The sequence below is a fragment of the Luteibacter flocculans genome (assembly GCF_023612255.1).
GTDB classification, from domain to species: Bacteria; Pseudomonadota; Gammaproteobacteria; order Xanthomonadales; family Rhodanobacteraceae; genus Luteibacter; species Luteibacter flocculans.
In genome coordinates, this window is sequence record NZ_CP063231.1 from 270,444 (window position 1) to 289,105 (window position 18,662).

At 65.7% G+C, this 18,662-nt stretch carries 16 protein-coding genes; 1 reads left to right on the forward strand and 15 read right to left on the reverse strand.

All coding sequences use genetic code 11. The features are described from left to right. Positions 1 to 58: 58 nt before the first annotated feature. From IM816_RS01110 to IM816_RS01125, 4 genes are all read right to left on the reverse strand, one after another. Positions 59 to 1,552, reverse strand: coding sequence for a CehA/McbA family metallohydrolase (locus IM816_RS01110; protein WP_250339443.1), 1,494 nt, complete (start codon positions 1,550 to 1,552; stop codon positions 59 to 61). After that, positions 1,552 to 4,041, reverse strand: coding sequence for a TonB-dependent receptor (locus IM816_RS01115; RefSeq protein WP_250339444.1), 2,490 nt, complete (start codon positions 4,039 to 4,041; stop codon positions 1,552 to 1,554). Before IM816_RS01115 ends, IM816_RS01110 begins: the two co-directional genes overlap by 1 nt. Before the next feature lie 197 nt (positions 4,042 to 4,238). Next, positions 4,239 to 5,243, reverse strand: a complete 1,005-nt coding sequence (ubiA, locus tag IM816_RS01120; protein WP_250339445.1) for a 4-hydroxybenzoate octaprenyltransferase — start codon at positions 5,241 to 5,243, stop codon at positions 4,239 to 4,241. 76 nt (positions 5,244 to 5,319) lie between these two features. Then, positions 5,320 to 5,478: a hypothetical protein gene (locus IM816_RS01125; RefSeq protein WP_177257447.1), complete on the reverse strand. Its 159-nt coding sequence runs from the start codon at positions 5,476 to 5,478 to the stop codon at positions 5,320 to 5,322. Between the two features lie 156 nt (positions 5,479 to 5,634). On the opposite strand from IM816_RS01125, the gene IM816_RS01130 reads away from it, so the two are divergent. Then, positions 5,635 to 6,234: a short chain dehydrogenase gene (locus tag IM816_RS01130; RefSeq protein WP_250339446.1), complete on the forward strand. Its 600-nt coding sequence runs from the start codon at positions 5,635 to 5,637 to the stop codon at positions 6,232 to 6,234. Between the two features lie 22 nt (positions 6,235 to 6,256). Here IM816_RS01130 and ilvN read toward each other — a convergent pair whose 3' ends face one another. The 11 genes from ilvN to IM816_RS01180 all read right to left on the reverse strand — a co-directional run bounded on the left by ilvN (position 6,257) and on the right by IM816_RS01180 (position 18,599). Then, on the reverse strand, positions 6,257 to 6,760 hold the full coding sequence (gene ilvN, locus IM816_RS01135) for an acetolactate synthase small subunit (protein ID WP_250339447.1): 504 nt from the start codon (positions 6,758 to 6,760) through the stop codon (positions 6,257 to 6,259). 2 nt (positions 6,761 to 6,762) lie between these two features. Beyond that, entirely contained in the window at positions 6,763 to 8,559 is a 1,797-nt protein-coding gene (ilvB, locus tag IM816_RS01140; RefSeq protein WP_250340666.1) for a biosynthetic-type acetolactate synthase large subunit, read from the reverse strand. 144 nt (positions 8,560 to 8,703) lie between these two features. Further along, positions 8,704 to 9,723, reverse strand: a complete 1,020-nt coding sequence (gene ilvC / locus IM816_RS01145; protein ID WP_250339448.1) for a ketol-acid reductoisomerase — start codon at positions 9,721 to 9,723, stop codon at positions 8,704 to 8,706. A 59-nt stretch (positions 9,724 to 9,782) separates the two neighbouring features. Beyond that, positions 9,783 to 11,543: a dihydroxy-acid dehydratase gene (ilvD, locus tag IM816_RS01150; protein ID WP_250339449.1), complete on the reverse strand. Its 1,761-nt coding sequence runs from the start codon at positions 11,541 to 11,543 to the stop codon at positions 9,783 to 9,785. Then, entirely contained in the window at positions 11,540 to 12,604 is a 1,065-nt protein-coding gene (leuB, locus tag IM816_RS01155) for a 3-isopropylmalate dehydrogenase (protein WP_250339450.1), read from the reverse strand. The genes ilvD and leuB overlap by 4 nt, the downstream gene beginning before the upstream one ends. Then, the gene (gene leuD, locus IM816_RS01160) at positions 12,601 to 13,197 is read right to left on the reverse strand and encodes a 3-isopropylmalate dehydratase small subunit (RefSeq protein WP_250339451.1); all 597 of its coding nucleotides are present in this window, start codon (positions 13,195 to 13,197) and stop codon (positions 12,601 to 12,603) included. Before leuD ends, leuB begins: the two co-directional genes overlap by 4 nt. Next, entirely contained in the window at positions 13,194 to 14,609 is a 1,416-nt protein-coding gene (gene leuC, locus IM816_RS01165; RefSeq protein ID WP_250339452.1) for a 3-isopropylmalate dehydratase large subunit, read from the reverse strand. The genes leuD and leuC overlap by 4 nt, the downstream gene beginning before the upstream one ends. After that, positions 14,606 to 15,553 carry a branched-chain amino acid transaminase gene (locus tag IM816_RS01170; protein WP_250339453.1) on the reverse strand — a complete coding sequence of 316 codons (948 nt, stop codon included), beginning with the start codon at positions 15,551 to 15,553 and terminating at the stop codon, positions 14,606 to 14,608. The genes leuC and IM816_RS01170 overlap by 4 nt, the downstream gene beginning before the upstream one ends. Positions 15,554 to 15,563: 10 nt before the next feature. Next, positions 15,564 to 16,793: a 2-isopropylmalate synthase gene (locus tag IM816_RS01175; RefSeq protein WP_425602624.1), complete on the reverse strand. Its 1,230-nt coding sequence runs from the start codon at positions 16,791 to 16,793 to the stop codon at positions 15,564 to 15,566. Between the two features lie 701 nt (positions 16,794 to 17,494). Beyond that, positions 17,495 to 17,617, reverse strand: coding sequence for a hypothetical protein (locus IM816_RS18660; protein ID WP_256470211.1), 123 nt, complete (start codon positions 17,615 to 17,617; stop codon positions 17,495 to 17,497). Between the two features lie 184 nt (positions 17,618 to 17,801). Next, entirely contained in the window at positions 17,802 to 18,599 is a 798-nt protein-coding gene (locus IM816_RS01180) for a hypothetical protein (RefSeq protein WP_250339454.1), read from the reverse strand. Between the last annotated feature and the right edge of the window lie 63 nt (positions 18,600 to 18,662).

Consider the following 18,662-nt stretch of genomic DNA (forward strand, 5'->3'; position numbering starts at 1 on the left):
CCGGCCTCATCGAGGCATCGTTGGTCTGCGGTCTTCGTTCATCACGGCGGGGCCACGCTCAGTGATTCACGTAGACCGGATTGCCCAGGATCAGCAGTTTTCCATCGGCGCCGCGAACGTCCACGCGCAGCCAGTGCGGCTTGCCATCGCTGCGCCAATCGAAGACCCGTGCGCCGTTGGCAGGAATGACCTGCGTATAGGTGGGCAACGCCTTGCCATCGAGCGTGACGGCGATCTTCTTGCCTTGCAGCGCTTCGGTACGCACGGATACATGAAGATCCGCCCCAGACGGCACGGCGATGGCGTCGCCCATACCGGCTTTGGCGATACCCGTGCTCGCGGTGACGTCCACTGAGCGATCGCGGGTGCCTTCCGTGTCGATGAAGACATGGCCGGCACGGATGCCGTCGAGGATCGCCTCCATGGACAGCTCGCGCGCGTGGACTACCGTCGTCGGTGTGCCAATGATGCCGGCGAACTCGTCGCGGGCGTCGTCACTGCCGACGTGGCTGTCGCTGCCGCCGATGGCGGTGACCCGGAGTCCGGCATTGAGTTGCTTTTCCCAGAAGGGAATGCCGGTCTCCGCGCGTTCGACGTCGCGTCCGTTCACCGCTTCGATGGCCTGGAAGCCATGCATGTCCACGGTGTCGTGCGGGGTGAAGCCGCAGCCCATGCAGGTCTCGTCGTTCGGACGGCGGGGATGGTTGATGGAGATGACGCCGTGCGCGCGGGCGACGTCCGCCAACAAGGCATTCCAGTCTGGTACCTGTCTGCTGCCTACGCGGAAATCCACGGTGCGCGAGACGCCGAACAGGTTGGCGTGTCCTTCGAAGGTGGTGATCTCGCGTGCCGGGATCAGCAGCATCGTGTCGAAGTACGGCTGCATCTCGCGAAGCTCGGATACTTGCGACATGGTGTTATGTTCGGACACTGCAATGAACTCGAGGCCGCGCTTCGCCGCCGACATCACGGTGAGGAACAGCGGGCAAGGCACGCTCTTCGTCTTCGACGTGTTGAGGCATCCGCCATCGCTGTGCGCCGAATGCATGTGCAGGTCGCCGCGGTACCAGCGCTCGCCGGTCGCCAGCGCGGTCGTGAGGCCGTGCTCCGGGCCGAAGCCTTCGTCATCGCGCGAGAGCCAGATCTTCGCGGTGTATGTGGACGTCGAGGTCGGACGGATGTTCGGGATACCGAGCAGAAGCCGCCATCGTCCGGGCCCGATGGCACCGGGAAGGAACGAGGCGGTCGCGTCTGTGGCGGACACGGTGAAGCGGCGCTTGCTGCCGCCACTCCATCCGCGAAAGCCATCTTGTGCCTCGAAGTCGCCGGGGCCCAGCAGGCCCAGGTCGATCGCGGTCTTTTCCTCGCGGCCGGTGTAGTCGACGTCGATGGTGATGCGCGAAGTGCCTGCCGGCACGTCGAACGGCAACTCGCGATAGGTGTGCTGGTCCGCGCCGGAAAGCGTGCCGCGCAGGACCAGGTCGGGTGCCCGCTCCGCCGCCACGCCGGTGGCGACGAGACTGGCGAGAATGAAAGCGATCCAGCGGCGCATCAGAAACGGTACATCGCGGCAAGACGGAACGAGCGGCCGAGCAAGGGGCGCGCGATGAAGGTATTCGCGCCCGCATCGGCGCTCACCAGTTCGCCCGCACGCGGGTTGCCTTCCGTCAGGCCGAGGGAATTGGTGAGGTTGTCCGCGTAAAAGAACAAGGAAAGCTGGGGCGTGGCCTCGTAGCGCGCGCTGGCGCCGATCACGTAGTACGACGGCAGCACCACGGAGTTCGCGGTATCGACGTAGCGCTTCCCTTCATGCTCGTACGACATCTGCAGGCGCAGGCGACCGTCCAGCAGGTTCACGCCGGGCACGATGCGGTAGCTGACCTTCGGTACGCGGATCAACTGGTTGTCGTCGTAATCGCGCAGCACCGGGGCTCCGGCGACGACATCGGTATAACTGAGCCCTTTGTACTTGGGGTCTTGCAGCGTCGCGTTGAACTGCACGTCGAACCACTTGCTCGGATACAGCGTGCCTTCCAGTTCAAGGCCGTAGGTCTTGGTATTCGCGTAACCCGTCTGCGGCGTGGACGTGTTGCCGTTGCGGTCGAAGACGTAATTGGTGAAGCTGACGTTGTCGTACTTCGTGTAAAACGCGGTCGCGTACAGGTCCATGAAGCGATCGCTGTACTTCCAGCCGGTCTCGGCCAGGTCCATGGTCTGCAACAGCGGCGTGGCCGTCGGACTGGTGATGTAGGTGCTGAGGTTGGGCAGGCGGAACGCCGAGGTCCAGCGTGCGAACAGGCCTTGGCGTGGCGAGAACTGCCAGTTGGCGCCGAGCGTCCAGCCGGTCTTGTCGAACGACTGGTCGTAGTGGGCGAACTGGCCGTTACCCGTCAGCACCTGGGCGGCAGCCGGCGAGCCACCGATGTCGACGGTCTGCTTGCCCTCGGTATAGCCCTGCACGTTCACCTTTTCCCAGCGCACGCCGCCATCGATGCGCAGCTCGGGCGTCACCTGCCATTCGTCCGAGGCGTAGAACGCGTTCGTCTTCGACTTGCCGCTGGCGTGTTCCCACTCGTAACCATAGCGATAGAAGCCGTGGTCGGTGAGCGAGCCGAGCACGTTGCCGTTGGCGTCTACGCCCACCAGATCCAGCAGGCGCGCGTTGTCGGTGGCATCGGTCAGCACCGTGGACGAGTAGCGATCGAAATCCTGCTCGAAGTTGGCGTGGTAATAGCCGAAGGTGACGTCGTGGGTCTGGTCGCCGAACTCGAACTTGCGCAGCACGCGCGTGTCGTTGATGAACTCGTCGACCGGCAGCGTCACGCCGCGCAGGCCTTCGGTCACCACCAGGCCGTTGCCGTTCTGGTTGGCGACGTTGAAAACCTGCGACGGGTCGTCCACATAGCGGAACTGCAGGCCCGTGGCACCGGGAACGAGCGCGAGACGTTTGCTGTCCTGGGTGATGAACGAACTGGCGCTTTGCAGCGCGTTCGGGAACACGCCGTTGCGCTGCGTATCGGTGGTGCTGTAACGCATCGACTCGGCGAGCTTCCAGTCGTCGCCCAGGTCGTGGTTGAACTTGAACGACACCTGGGTGCGCTTCACATGCGTGCCTTCGCTGTTGTCGAAGTCGTACGTGCCACCGCCCGCTTCGCGCATCTGCAGGTGCTTGGTCTCCGGACCCGCCAGCGTGCCGTAGTTGCCGTTGAATCCAGGCACGGCACGGATGTCGCCGTTGGCATTGGTACGCATGGGAATGCCGAGGTACAGCGCTACCTTGTCGTCCATGTGCTTCACGTCGAAGCTCAGGTCGCCATGCTCCAGCGTCTTCGACAGCGTGGCGCGCAACTGACCGCCGTCGTCCGCGTGGAACTGCGGGCGGCGCACGCCGTCATCGACGCGCCAGAAGCCGCCCACGGCGAGCTTCCACCCGTTGCCCACGGGCGTGCCGTACCAGAAGTCCAGGCGGTTCAGGGAATAGTTGCCGACGGTGTACTTGACCAGGCCCTCGGCCGTTTCGCCCACCTGACGCGGAATGAAGTTGATCGCTCCTGCCGGTGCGTTCGAATAGAACACCGACGACGGACCACCGCGCACCACTTCGACGCGTTCGATGGTTTCGTCCAGACGAAACGCCTGATCGGCGTTGAGGTAGCCCAGCGCGGGATCGTGCTGCACCGGGATGCCGTCTTCCAGCAACGTCACCGATCCGTAGCCATCCACTGGGATGCCACGTGCGCGGATGTTGCCCGAGGCCTCGCCGCCGGAGGATTCCACCCAGAAGCCCGGCACGGACTTCACCGCTTCGGTCACGCTCGTCGGCGCCTGCATGCGCAGGCGATCCTCGTCGATCGTGGTGATCGAATAGCTGGTTTCCGCTTTGGTGCGCGTCTCGACGCCCGAGCGGGCGGTGACGACGACATTGTCGAGGTCCGTCGTTTTCTTTTCGGGTGCGCTGTCCTGCGCATGGGCGGCGGTGGCAAGCAACAACGCGGCGGCGATGGCTGCGCGCAGGGCGCAGCTTGGCGGGGTGTGACGCATGGTCGATGTCTTCCGGGGGCAGGGCTGCGTGAACCCGCCCCTCGGGCGCCGCTGGGGTGTGCGGCTACCCGTGGCCTCTCCGTGGGTCCACGACCCTGCGAACGTTATGCGTTACGGGTGACGGAACGAATGAACTTACGTGACGGCCCGGTTTCAATCGTGAAAAACGAGAACAGCGTACTCGTCATGCGTTTGCGTCAGAGGGCCAGCGCCACCACGATGCCCAGCCACAGCGCCAGCCCTACCCACTTGTTGTGGCTGAACGCGGCAAGACAGGCCAGGCGTTCCCGGTTTCGCATGAGCCATTGCTGGTAAGCGAACAGGCCGGCGGTAGCCACCAGTCCAATCCAATACGGCCACGCGAGTTCGGCGCGGGTGCCGACGAACAGCATCGTCAGCAAGAACGTGCCCATGAGGATGCCGATGATGACCAGGTCGGCATCGGCGAAAAGAATGGCCGTGGACTTGGCGCCCGCCTTGAGGTCGTCCTCGCGATCGACCATGGCGTATTCGGTGTCGTAGATCACCGACCACAGGATGTTGCCGATGAAGAGCAGCCACGCCAGCGGCGGAACCGTGTTGGTGACCGCAGCGAACGCCATGGGTATCGACCAGCCGAATGCCGCGCCGAGCACCACCTGCGGGAGGTTCGTGTAGCGCTTGGTGAAGGGGTAGAGCGCGGCAAGCGCCGCCCCGGCGAACGACAGCAGGATGGTGAGCCGATTGGTGAACAGCACGAGTGCGAACGAGAAGACGAGCAGCCCGGCGAAGACGACCAGCGCCTCGCGCGGCGTCACGCGTCCGCTGGCGATGGGCCGGCCGGCCGTGCGCGCAACCTGCGGATCGAGCTTGCGATCCGCGTAGTCGTTGATCGCGCAGCCTGCCGATCGCATCGCAAAGACGCCCAGCGTGAAGATCACCAGCGGCCCGATGGGCGGGAAATCTTTCGCTGCCAGCCACAGTGCCCACCATGTGGGCCACAGCAGCAGAAGCGCTCCGATGGGCCGGTCCATCCGCGTGAGCACCAGATAGGCGTGAATCTTTTCGCGCCGCGCAGCCGGCAGTCCTTTCAGAAGAAAAGCGATGACGCGCTCGGCCGAGGTCGATGCATCGGCGGGGCGTGCGGGCGCGGCGGCCGGTGCCTTGCGCGCGGCAGGCGCCGTCTTTCGCCCTGGGGAGGGTTTGCGGGACGTGGGAGTCATGCGGGAAGTCTAGCCGACGCCCGCCGACATGCCCTACTGGCGCGACCCGTCAAGGGTCGCGCCCATCAGGAAACGATCAACGCTCCAGCGGTTCGATCGGATCGTTATCCACCGGCGGCTCAGGGTCCGCGTCCCGTTCGGGCCGGAAACTGCCCGGCTTGCGAATTTCCTCGTCCGGGCGGTTCTTGCCGGGCTCCGCAAACGGCGGCTGGGGATTGGTTGGCGTATAGGGCATGGGGCTTGCTCCATCGGCGGGGAGCGCTCACGGTAGGCGCGGCGGAGTGAAGCACCCGGATACGTCCCGTAAAGCGCCGGTCCACGCGATCGTGGGGAAGACCGCCCGCCTCGCGCGGCGTATGCTCGGCGGTCGCATTCACCAAGGAACCCGATCATGAAAATCCTGATCATTGGCGCTGGCGGCACGCTGGGCCAGGCTGTCGTCAACGAACTCGGCGCACGTCACGAGATCGTCCGCGCCGGACGCACCCACGGCGACGTACGCGTGGACCTGCGCGACGCGGCGAGCGTTACCGCCATGTTCCGCGACGTGGGCGAACTGGATGCCGTCGTCTGCACGGCCGGCAAGGTGCCGTTCGCACCGCTGGCGGAGCTGAGCGAGGCGCGCTATCTCGAAGGCCTGCAGGACAAGCTGCTGGGTCAGGTGCGCCTCGTGGAAGCAGGTACGCCACGGCTGCGCGACGGTGGCTCGTTCACCCTCATCACCGGCATCCTGACCGAGCAGCCGATCGTCGCCGGCGCCTGCGCCAGCATGGTCAACGGCGCCGTGGAAGCGTTCGTGCGTGCAGCAGCGATCGAGTTGCCGCGTGGTCTGCGCATCAACGCCGTGAGCCCCAACGTGCTGGTCGAGTCGATGGAAGGTTACGGGCCGTTCTTCCGCGGATTCGAACCGGTTCCCGCGGCACGCGCCGCGCTGGCGTTCTCGCGCTCGGTCGAGGGACGCCAGACCGGGCAGGTCTACAAGGTCTGGTAAAGACTCCGCCGCACAGGCGCCGCTAAAGCAGCGCCTGTGCGGTTGCACCTGCCGGGATCTGCGGGCGCTCGATCGCCGCGATGCCACTGCGGGCATGATCGACGATCTCTCCGCGCTGGCGCAGGGCGTCGAGGAAATCGTCGACCTCTGCTGCGTTGCCCGTGTACTCCATGACCGACTGCGTACCGCTACGGTGCAGAAGACGCGCACCGAAGCGTGCCAGGCAGGTATCGGCGGCGGCCTCCGGTGCGTCGAACCTCACCACCAGCAGTTCGCGCTCCACGTGCTCGCGTGCGGTCAATTCGCCGATCTCGATCACGTCCACGAGCTTGGCCGACTGCTTGACGATCTGGTCGATCACGGCCTCGTCGCCGAAGACGACGAGCGTCAGGCGCGACACGTCCACGTCGGGCGTCGCCGCCACGGTCAGCGACTCGATGTTGTAGCCGCGCGCGGCAAACAGACCGGCCACTCTTGCCAGCGCACCTGCCTCGTTCTGCAACAGCATGGAAACCAGATGGCGCATGGTCAGAACATCCCCGTCGGTTCGGCCTCGGCGGGCGTGGCGGGCGCATGCCGGCTCGCAATCCACTCGCCGGTAATCATCTCGGCATAGGTCGCGCCCGGCCCCACCATGGGATAGACCCCCGCGTCGGGGTCGATGACCACTTCAAGAAAGGCCGGACCATCGAAGGCGAGGAAGTCGGCGATCGTGGCGTCGATGCGCGCGGGGTCATCGAGACGCTGCGCCCACTCGAAACCATCCGCCTGTGCGGCCTTCACGAAGTCCTTCTTGTGCAGGCTCTTGTCGGAGGCGGAGAAGCGGCCCTTGAAGAACAGCTTCTGCCACTGGCGCACCATGCCGTCGCCGCTGTTGTTGAGCACCACCACCTTCACCGGCAGGCCGTACGTGGTGACCGTCTCCAACTCACCGATGTTCATGCGAATGCTCGCGTCACCGTCGATGTCGATCACGACCCGATCGCGCCGCGCGAACTGCGCGCCGATGGCGGCAGGAAGGCCGAAGCCCATCGTTCCCATCGACCCGGACGTGAGCCAGTGTCGCGGCTCGCGAAAGTCGAAGTACTGCGCGGCCCACATCTGGTGCTGGCCCACGCCCGTACTGATGATGGCGCGACCGCCGGTGATGCGATTGATGGCCTCGATGACCGCGCATGGCTGGATGGCCTCGCCATCGCGGCGGAAGTTCATGGGATGCGTGGCTTTCAGCGTGGTCACGTGCTCGCGCCAGGCCGAGTAGTCCGGGCGGAAGCCATGGCGCTTGCCGTAGGCGGTGAGGCGGATCAGTGACGTATCCAGCGAGCCCACATGGTGCCAGTCCACCGCCTTGACCTTGCCGATCTCGGCGGGATCGATGTCGATCTGCGCAATGGCGCGCGCCTTCGGTGCAAATTTGTCGGGGACGCCAACCACGCGGTCATCGAAGCGTGCGCCCAGCGCGAGCACGAGATCGCAATCGTCCATGGCGTAGTTCGCATACGCCGCACCGTGCATGCCGAGCATGTTCAGTGCGAGCGGATCGGTCGTGTCGAACCCCCCGATACCCATGAGCGTGGTGACCACGGGGATGCCGAAAGTATGCGCGAAGTCACGCAGCGCGTCGGCCGCGCCTGCAGCGACGATCCCGCCACCGGCATAGATGAGCGGTCGGCGCGAACGGTTCAGCAGTGCGATGAAGCGGGCGCACTCGGTGTCCGCGATGGTGGCGGATTCCACTGCACGCAGGCGCGTGCGGTAGCCGCGCACCGGCAGTTCACGCGAGCCGTCGAAAACGAGCGGCGCGTTCTGGACGTCTTTGGGAATGTCTATGACGACAGGGCCGGGCCTGCCGCTGCGAGCGATGTGAAACGCCGTGCGCAAGGTGGCTTCCAGGGTCGACGCATCCGTCACGAGGAACACATGCTTGGCGCACGAGCCCATGATCGTGCTGATGGGTGCTTCCTGAAACGCATCGGTGCCGATGGACTTGGTCGGCACCTGGCCGCAGATCACCACCATTGGAATGGAGTCGGCCATGCAATCGCGCACGGGCGTCACGGCGTTGGTGGCCCCGGGGCCGGACGTGACCAGCGCGGCGCCGACGCGTCCCGACGCGCGCGCATACCCGGCGGCCATGAAACAGGCGCCTTGTTCGTTGGCGGGCACGATCAGCGGCAGCGGCTCGCTGCCGTCATCGGCTGCGTGGTCCGCGTTGTAGCGGAAGACGGCGTCGTATACGGGAAGGATGGCGCCGCCGGAATAGCCGAAAAGGACGTCGAGGCCTTCGTCGGCAAGTACCTGCACGACGATGTCTGCGCCGGTCATGGATTGACCGGCCAGGGGATGGGTCGAGGGAGTGCGGCGAATGTCGCCGACGCTGTCCACTTGGGCATTCACGGTGTGTCGTTCCTTACTTGGCAAGTGATCCGGTGCGAAGGCTCGCGCACGCGACGCGAGCCTTCGCGTTCCTCATTCCGCCTTGGCGGGTTCTGCTGCCGGCTTCGGCTGGTTCGCGGCGAGCCACGGCATGCGTGCGCGAAGCTGCGCGCCGACCTTCTCGATGGGGTGGTCCAGATCGCGTTGCTTGAGTGCCTTGTAGTTCGGCAGGCCGGCCTTGTATTCGGCCGTCCATTCGCGGGCGAAAGTGCCATCCTGGATGTCCTTGAGCACGCCCTTCATGCGTTCCTTCGTGCCTTCGTCCACCACGCGCGGGCCGCGGGTGTAATCGCCGTACTGCGCCGTTTCCGACACGAATTCGAGCATGCGGGCGAGGCCGCCTTCGTAGAACAGGTCCACGATCAGCTTCAGCTCGTGCATGACTTCGTAGTAGGCAATCTCGGGCCGGTAGCCCGCTTCGACGAGCGTTTCGAAACCCTTGATGACCAGTTCGGACGCGCCGCCGCAAAGCACGGCCTGTTCGCCGAACAGGTCGGTCTCGGTCTCTTCCTTGAAGTCCGTTTCGATCAGCATGGCGCGTGCGCCGCCGATGCCCGCCGCGTATGCGGTGGCGCGCTCCGCGGCCTTGCCGGTGGCGTCCTGATGCACGGCGTACAGGCAGGGCACGCCGCGACCGATCTCGTACTCGCGACGAACCAGTGCACCCGGTCCCTTCGGGGCCACCAGCACGACGTCGATGTCCTCGCGGGGCTTGATCTGGCCGAAGTGCACGTTGAAGCCGTGGGCGAAGAGCAGTGTCGCACCGGGTTTCATGTTCGGAGCGATGGCGTTTTCGTAGATGGCGGGCTGGGTCATGTCCGGTGTCAGCACGGCCACGAGGTCGGCGCCGCGCACGGCGTCGGCGGGTTCCGCCACGGCGAAGCCATCGACATAGGCGCGGCTCCACGACGGGCCGCCCGGACGCAGCCCGACCACGACGTCGAGTCCGGAATCCTTGAGGTTCAGCGCATGCGCGCGACCCTGGCTGCCGTAGCCGAGCACGGCGATACGGGCGTTCTGCAGCGGAGCGGTAGTGGCTTGGATATCGGTCACGAGGTGTCTCCTTGGGATGTTCGAAACGGAAGGCGAAACGAATAGCGGTGCGGGAGGGATCAGTTGCCGATCAGTTCCTGGCTCAGGTCTTCGTCCTCGATCTCGCGGCGCGCGCGAGGTGACGCGATGGGCGCGTCGTCGAAGGCTTGGGTGACCGCGCCTTCGGCGGCAGAGCCGACCAGGCGCGCGTATTTCGCAAGGACTCCGCGCGTGACTTTCGGAGGTGCCGGTCGCCATGCGGCACGGCGCGATGCCAGATCGGCATCGGTGCGCAGCTCACGCGTGGATGCATCGATGAAGATCGCATCGCCCTCACGCAGCAGGCCGATCGGTCCGCCACGTGCCGCCTCCGGCGCGATGTGACCGACCATGAAGCCGTGCGTGGCGCCGCTGAAACGGCCGTCGGTGATGAGCGCGACGTCGTTGCCCAGACCGCGTCCGACCAGTGCGGCCGTGACCGCGAGCATCTCGCGCATGCCGGGACCACCGGCGGGGCCTTCGTTGCGGATCACCATGATGTCGCCGGCACGGATGCGTCCGGCTTGCACGGCCGCGAATGCTTCTTCCTCGCTCTCGAACACGCGTGCGGGCCCAGCGTGGCTCGTGCGGCCATGACCGGCCAGCTTGAGGATGCAACCCTCGGGCGAGAGATTGCCGTACAGGATGCTGTAGCCACCGCGCGGCTTGAAGGCATTCTCGACGGAACGCACGACCTGCTGGCCTTCCGTCGCGGCAGGCGCCGCGTCGAGTTCCTCGAAGAGGGTGCGGCCCGTCACCGTCTGGGTATCAGCGATCAGTCCGGCTTCGCGCAGCGCACGAGCGACGATCGCCGTACCACCCGCGGCGGTCAGTTCGACGGCGCTGTACCGGCCACCCGGTTTCAGGTCGGCGATCACGGGCGTATGCGCGGAGGCCGGTTCGAAGTCCTCGATGGACAGCGGCACGCGCGCCTCGTTGGCCATGGCGAGCAGATGCAGCACGGCGTTGGTGGAGCCCGCCGTAGCGGCGACCATGCGTGCGGCGTTGTCGAATGCGGCTCGGGTCATGACGTCGCGCGGGCGGCGATTCGCTTCCAGGCATGCCATCGCCAGCTCTCCGCAACGGAAGGCAGCGTCGCGCTTTGCAGGCGCGGTAGCGGGAATGTCGTTCAGGCCTACCGGCGACAAGCCGAGCGTGGTGAGCACCATTGCCATCGTGTTCGCGGTGAACTGGCCGCCGCACGCGCCTGCGCCGGGACAAGCATGGCGCTCGACGTCGTCCAGTTCGGCGTCGTCGATCTTGCCGGCGCCATGTGCGCCCACGGCCTCGAAGACTTCCTGCACCGTGATCGGGCAACCGTTGCGGCTGCCGTGGTCGATGCTGCCGCCGTACAACGCGACGCCGGGAATATTCAGTCGCGCAAGCGCCATGGCTGCGGCGGGGATGGTCTTGTCGCAACCGCAGAGGACCACCATCGCGTCGAGGCAATGACCATCCACGGCCAGTTCGATGGAGTCGGTGATCACTTCGCGGCTGACCAGCGAGGAACGCATGCCCGACGTGCCCATGGCGATGCCGTCGGTGACCGCGATGGTGTTGAACTCCACCGGCGTGCCACCTGCCGCCCGCACGCCTTCGGCGGCGGCTTCGGCGAGATCGCGCAGGTTGAGGTTGCACGGCGAGACATTGGACCAGCTGTGCACGATGGCGACCATCGGCCGGGCAATGGCTTCGTCGTCGAGGCCGGTGGCGCGCAGCATGGCCCGCGCCGGTGCGCGATCGGGACCTGTCTTGATCGCATCGCTGCGCAGCGTGCGAATGGGGATCTTCTTCGTTGTCATGCGGCCTCCGCCTTGGCGTTACAGGCTTCGATCACGGCGCGGGTCACGGCATGCGTGGTGGCCGTGCCGCCGAGATCGCGGGTGAGATCGGCGTGTTCGAGGACGTGGTCCACGGCGGCTTCGACCGCTGCGGCTTCCTCGGTGAGCCCGAGCGAATGACGCAGCAGCATTGCGGCGGAGAGGATCGTGCCGAGCGGGTTCGCGAGCGATTGCCCGGCGATGTCGGGCGCAGAACCGTGGATCGGTTCGTACACGCCCGCGCCGGGACCGCCAATCGACGCCGACGGCGACAGTCCCAACGAACCTGCGAGTACCGACGCCTCGTCGGTCAGGATGTCGCCGAACATGTTCTCGGTCACGATCACGTCGTAGTCGGCGGGCCGCGTCAGCAGATGCATCGCCATGGAATCGACCAGTTGGTGTTCCAGCGCCACGTCCGGAAAGTCCGCCGCGACGCGCGTGGCGACCGAGCGCCACAGCCGCGAGGTTTCGAGCACGTTGGCCTTGTCCACCGAGGTGACCTTGCGGCGGCGCGTGCGGGCCAGCGCGAAGGCGTGACGCACCACGCGCTCGATCTCCTCGACGCTATAGCGGCACTCGTCGGTGGCGTCGTGCTCGCTGCGGGTCTTTGCGCCGAAGTAGATGCCGCCGGTGAGTTCGCGGATGAAGACGAGGTCGACGCCCTTGGTACGCTCGGGTTTCAGCGGCGAGAGTGCCGCGGTGCGCGGATGCAGCTTCAACGGCCGCACGTTGGCGAACACGCCGAGCAGCTTGCGCATCGCCAGCAGGCCTTGCTCCGGGCGAACCGGCGCATTCGGATCGGACCATTTCGGGCCACCAACGGCGCCGAGCAGCACAGCGTCCGCGGCGAGCAAGGCCTCGCGGGTCTGCGGCGGCAGTGGATCGCCGAAGCGGTCGATCGCATCGCCACCGATAGCGTGCTCTGCAAAGGTGAATTCGTGGCCGAAGCGCGTCGCGATCTGACGCAGCACCGCAACGCCAGCCGAAGCGACCTCAGGACCGATGCCGTCACCCGGCAACACGACGATGGAAGCCTTCATGCCGCCGCCTCCATGCGTTGTTCGTAGGCGGCGATGGCGCTCTCCTGCTGCAGCAGAAAGCCGAGCTGGTCGACGCCGTTCAACAGGCAGTGACGCGAGAACGCATCGAGATCGAAACGTAGGTTGCCGCCGTCGGGGAGGCGGATGGTGCCTTCCGCGATGTCGATGCGCAGTTCCACACCCGGGTTATCGAGCAGCCAGCGATGCTCGGCGTCGCTCACCACGATGGCGAGCAGGCCGTTCTTCAGCGAGTTGCCACGGAAGATGTCGGCGATCTCGTTGGAGATCACCGCGCGAATGCCGTAGTCGAGCAATGCCCAGGGCGCGTGCTCGCGCGACGAGCCGCAACCAAAGTTGCGACCCGCGACGAGAATGGAACAACCGCGCGCCTCGGGTCGGTTGAGCGGAAAGGCAGGATCGTCGCTGCCGTCGGCGGCGTAGCGCCAGTCCTCGAAGCAATGCTTGCCCAGGCCGGTGCGTTCGGTGGTGGTCAGGAACCGCGCCGGGATGATCCGGTCGGTGTCGATGTTCTCGTTGCGCAGTACCGCTGTACGGGAATGCACGTAGGTCAGCGGGCGAAGGGTCGGGCTCATGCGGCTACTTCCTGGGTCATGTACTCGCGGGGATCGGCGACGTGGCCGGCGACGGCGGACGCGGCGGCCACCAGCGGGCTGGCCAGCACGGTGCGTGCCCCCTTGCCTTGGCGACCTTCGAAGTTGCGGTTGCTGGTGGCGACGACGAGCTGCCCGGGCTGGGCGAGGTCGCCGTTCATGGCGATGCACATGGAGCAACCCGGCTCACGCCATTCGGCGCCGGCCGCACGGAAGACCTCGTGCAGGCCTTCGCGCTCCGCATCGCGGCGCACCTGTTCCGAACCCGGCACTACCAGCATGCGGACACGGCTCGCCACGCGGCGGCCGCGCAGGATGGCCGCGGCAGCGCGCAGGTCGGACAGTCGGCCATTCGTGCAACTACCGATGAAGACGACGTCCACCGGTTCGCCCGCAATCGACTTGCCGGCGGTGACCTGCATGTAATCCAGCGCGCGCTGTTCCAACGCATCGGTGGCTGCAGGCACGGGCGCATGAATCGAAACGACCATGCCCGGGTGCGTGCCATAGGTGACCGAGGGCTGGATGGTCGACGCGTCGATGCGTACCTCGCGGTCGTAGCGCGCGCCTTCGTCGGTCGGCAAGGTGCGCCAGTAGGCGACGGCGCGGTCCCATGCTTCACCCTTCGGCACGCGCTCGCGGCCTTCGAGCCAGGCGAAGGTGGTGTCGTCCGGTGCGATGAGCCCGGCACGAGCGCCGGCTTCGATCGACATGTTGCACACCGTCATGCGCTCTTCCATCGACAGCGCGCGGATCGCCTCGCCGGTGTATTCGATGACATGGCCGGTGCCGCCGCCGATACCGATGGTGCCGATGATGTGCAGGATGAGGTCCTTGGCGGTGACGCCGTCCTGCAGTGCGCCATCCACGTGGATGGCGAACGACTTCGGCTTGCGCTGGAGTAGGCATTGGGTGGCGAGCACGTGGCCGACCTCGGTCGTGCCGATGCCGAACGCCAGTGCGCCGAAGGCGCCATGCGTGGCGGTGTGGCTGTCGCCGCAGACGATCGTCATGCCCGGTTGCGTCGCACCTACCTCCGGGCCGGCCACGTGGACGATGCCGCGCTGCGGGCTGTCCCAGCCCATCAGGTCGATGCCGAACTCGCGCACGTTGGATTCGAGTTTTGCGACCTGGGCTTCGGCTTCCGGCGTGTAATACGGTCGCTTGCCGTTGGCGTCGGGCGGCAGTGTGGGCGTGGAATGATCCAGTGTCGCCAGCGTGCGATCCGGACGACGAACCTTCAGTCCACGGCTGCGCAATTCGTCGAAGGCCTGCGGCGAAGTGACCTCGTGGACCATGTGCAGGTCGATGTAGAGCACGCCCGGCGTGGCCTCGGTCTCGGCCACCACCTGGTGTGTGTCCCACAGCTTGTCGAACAGGGTGCGTGCGCTCATGCCGCGGCCCTCCCGGCGGTCGCATCCTCGACGGGCGTGAGCCAGCCCCAGCGATCTTCGGTGCGGCCGTCGAACAGTCCGAAGAAATCCGCCTGCAGTTGCCGCGTGATGGGGCCCGGTCGACCCGTGCCCACCGGCTTGCGATCGACCGAGCGCACCGCCGTCACTTCCGCCGCGGTGCCGGTCATGAACACTTCGTCGGCGAAGTAGAGCATTTCGCGCGGCAGCGCCTGTTCGACGACGGCGTAGCCGCGCTCGCGCGCGAGGGTCAGCACCGAGTCGCGGGTGATGCCGCAGAGAATCGACGATGCGGCGGGCGGCGTGTAGATGACACCCTTGCGCACGATGAACAGATTTTCGCCCGCGCCCTCGCTCAGCAGTCCGTCGGTACCGAGTGCGATGCCTTCGGCATAACCGCCGTTGATCGCCTCGCGCGCGATGAGCTGGCTGTTGAGGTAATTGCCGCCGGCTTTCGCACCGCTCGGATACGTGTTCGGTGCTGCGCGATTCCACGAGGAGACGCAGACATCCACCCCTTGCTCGATGGCGTCGGCGCCGTGATACGCCCCCCAAGGCAGCGCGATGATGGCGACGTCCACCGCCGTATCGAGCGCCGGGGCGAGGCTGAAGGTGAATCCGCTGCGGAACACGATGGGGCGGACGTAAGCCGAGGTCAGGCCGTTGGCGACGATGACCTCGCAGCAGGCGCGATTGAGCGTCGCCGCGTCGTAGGACATGGTCAGGTCATACACGCGCGCGGAGTGAAACAGGCGCTCGGTGTGTTCTTCCAGGCGGAAATAGCGCGGACCGTCCGGCGTTGCGTAGACGCGAATGCCTTCGAACACGGACGAACCGTAATGCAGCGCATGCGCGCCGACGTGGACAGTGGCATCGGCCCAGGTCTTGATGCGACCGTTGTGCCAGAGGTGGGTCGGGGCTTCCATGGTTACTCCTTCAGGACTCGACCGCGACGGCGGCGGTGTGGTGGTTGTTTCGGTGCTTGTCCATCAGCGCGACGAGGTCATCGTTGGTGATGGAACGCTGTTTGTCTGTAAGGTTTTTGAACCGCTCGAAGACGGCATCGAGCGTTGCTTCGTCCAGGTCGTATTCCAGTTCTTCCAGGCGCTGGCGCAGCGCGTGACGTCCGGAGTGCTTGCCGAGGACCAGCGACGTTTTCGCGCCGACGTCTTGAGGCCGCATGATTTCGTAGGTGCCGCGGTGCTTCAGCATCCCGTGCTGATGGATGCCCGACTCGTGTGCGAAGGCGTTGTCACCGACGATGGCCTTGTTGCGCGGTACCGGCTGTCCGGTAACTTCCGCCAGCAGGCGCGAGGTTGGATACAGGTGCTGGGTGACGATGCCGGTGTCGACACGAAACAGCGGGCGGCGCGTGTGCAGCGCCATCACCACTTCTTCCAGCGCGGCATTGCCTGCGCGCTCGCCGATGCCGTTGATCGTACATTCCACCTGCCGCGCGCCGGCGGCGATCGCGGCGAGGCTGTTGGCGACGGCCATGCCCAGGTCGTCGTGGCAGTGCGCGGAGAACACGACCTTGTCCGCTCCGCGGACGTGCTCGCGCAGGTAGGTGAACATGCGGGTGATTTCGGTAGGGGTGACGTAGCCGACGGTGTCGGGAGCGTTGAGTACGCTGGCGCCGGCTTCGACGGCGACCGAGAAGATCTCGGCGAGGAATTCCGGCTCGGTGCGCAGTGCGTCTTCGGCGGAGAATTCGACTTCGTGGGCCAGAGCCTTGGCCCGTTGGATCGCGCTGGCGGCGATGTCGATGACTTGTTGCTTGCTCTTCCCCAGCTTGTGTTCTCGATGCAGGGGAGACGTGGACAGAAACAGATGGATCCGTGAGTGTCTGGCGCCTTCCAGTGCTCTGCCAGCGCTGTCGATATCGGCTTCCTGACATCGGGCCAGCGCGGCGATCGTGGGCGTTTTCAGCGTCCTCGCGATCTCGGCAACCGCGGCGAAATCATCGGGTGAGGCCTGCGGGAAGCCTGCTTCGATGATATCGACCCCCAACGCCTCCAGGGCATGCGCCATGCGCAACTTCGCGCGCCGGTCCATCGAGAAGCCCGGGGCTTGCTCGCCGTCGCGCAAGGTGGTGTCGAAGATGCGCACGCGCCCGTCTACGTCGCTTTCGACGTTGTCGGTGCTGTCCTGGTGTGTTGGTTTCATGTGTGTGGCTCCGCTCGTGAATGAGGCGGGCCGGGCAATAAAAAACCCCGCATCCGTTACCGGGTGCGGGGTTCTTTGGGAGTCTTCAGGTCGTTCTCTTATTTCACCTGGACACTTGCCCTCAGCCCGCACCTCCGCAGGTAATAAGTACAAGGCTAATAAGAAGGAGGCCGCTGCCGAGACGCAGCTTGCCGGTTACCGACGTAAGTCGGTTCGGGGCAATGCGGCCATGGGTGTTGCGCTGCGTCATGTGATCGACCGTATGCCACTTCACCGACGCGTGTCAACACTTTCGAACGAAACCTTTTCCTAGGACGTTTGGACGGCTAGACGCCCGATCCCGTGGTTTGCCGCGTCAGAGCCCGTGGCATGCGGGCTTTGCACAAGTGGTATGGCGCCACGGCAAGGCGAATCGCGGGAGCTGCTACAGGGCTCAGTAAACTGCTTCTCGGGACTCGCAGCGAGCCTACGGACGTCCGTGGCGCCCTCGGCGGCCCTGCATGAGCAAGTGTCCCTCGCGCCATGACGCCTTCGGGGCACGGAAGCCGCCTGCTTCGCGCGCATCATTCGCTCCACCTGCGATGAAGTGACGCCTCTTGGAATGGTTCTCCTCCCGCCATCGAGCCAGGAGAGGGAAGCATCGGCCGAGAAGTCCAGTACAAGTCCAGACGACACTGTTGGCTGAATTCTCGGCCGATTTCTTAGTGCATGACGTTCATGTAAATGCCGGCCAGGAACAGCAAGATCGCGGCAGCCGTGACGAGTTTCGACGTCGTCGACGTGCGATAGCTCCCTTCGCGGGCCCCGGCATAAATGCCGCGCATGGTGCTACGCACCGGTGGCCCGGGCGTAAACGCCATGTTCCATGCTAGTAGCAGCATTGACGCCATAAGCAGGAAGTTGGCAGGTGCCGGTCGCCACAACGCGTAACCGACACCCCCCACAGCGAACACAAGGGCCCAAACAACCGTGCTTCGTGATCCGGACATTGTCATGTCGCCTCTTCCGTCACCAACCGCAACCACCGCCGGCATCGTAGTAATCCTGCATCGGCTCCGCGACGTTCCAGTCCGCGTCAAACTGCACCGTCGCGCCTCCCGTGTTCGTGACAGGGTAGCCGAACAAGGCATCGTAGGCGGACTGGTAATGGCCACGCTCGACTTCCGTGATTGCCGCCTGCGCGGCCCCGATACTGCCGGCGATTGTGCCGCCGATCGCGTCACCCAGGCTCGGATCGTAGTTTTCAATCAGATAATTGATGCCCGTTCCGATCGCGGTGCCTGCAGCGGCCGCGGGCAGCACGCGTTGGGAGGCAAAAAGCGTCGTCTCCGACAATGCGCTTGCGGGGCTCAGACTGCCCACGGGCGCGGTGCGGAAATCGAGGTAGATTTCCTCCAGGGTCATGTCGGTGGTCGGCGCGGCAGCCGCGCCACCGCCCGCGCTTCCGCCGCCACCTGACCCGCCACCGCCGCCCTCGCCGGGGCCTCCAGGGAGCAGGGCAGGCCGCACCGTGGATACTTGCGCGGCGAACGACGCACGCACTTCACTGCCCGAGTACTTGGTGACGGCTGCACTCACGGCCGTCTTGTCGAACGCGTCGGCGACACGCAACAGGGCCTTATCACTCAACCGCTTCGCGAAGATCGCCAGCAGTGGGGTGTCCTGGGTGCCGCGTGTGCGCTGATAGTGCTTCGCGATCGCGGCGAGTTCTTTGTCCGAGAGTCGGCTGATCAACTGTTCGGTGGAGGCTGCGGCGAAATTCGCCTCAATGACGTCGCCAAAGTACGGCCCTCTCGTCCGCTCCAATCACCGCCACTGTCGCGCCTGTCGGCGCATGCGTGGTTATGGCTTGCCGGGCGCTCGCCGTGA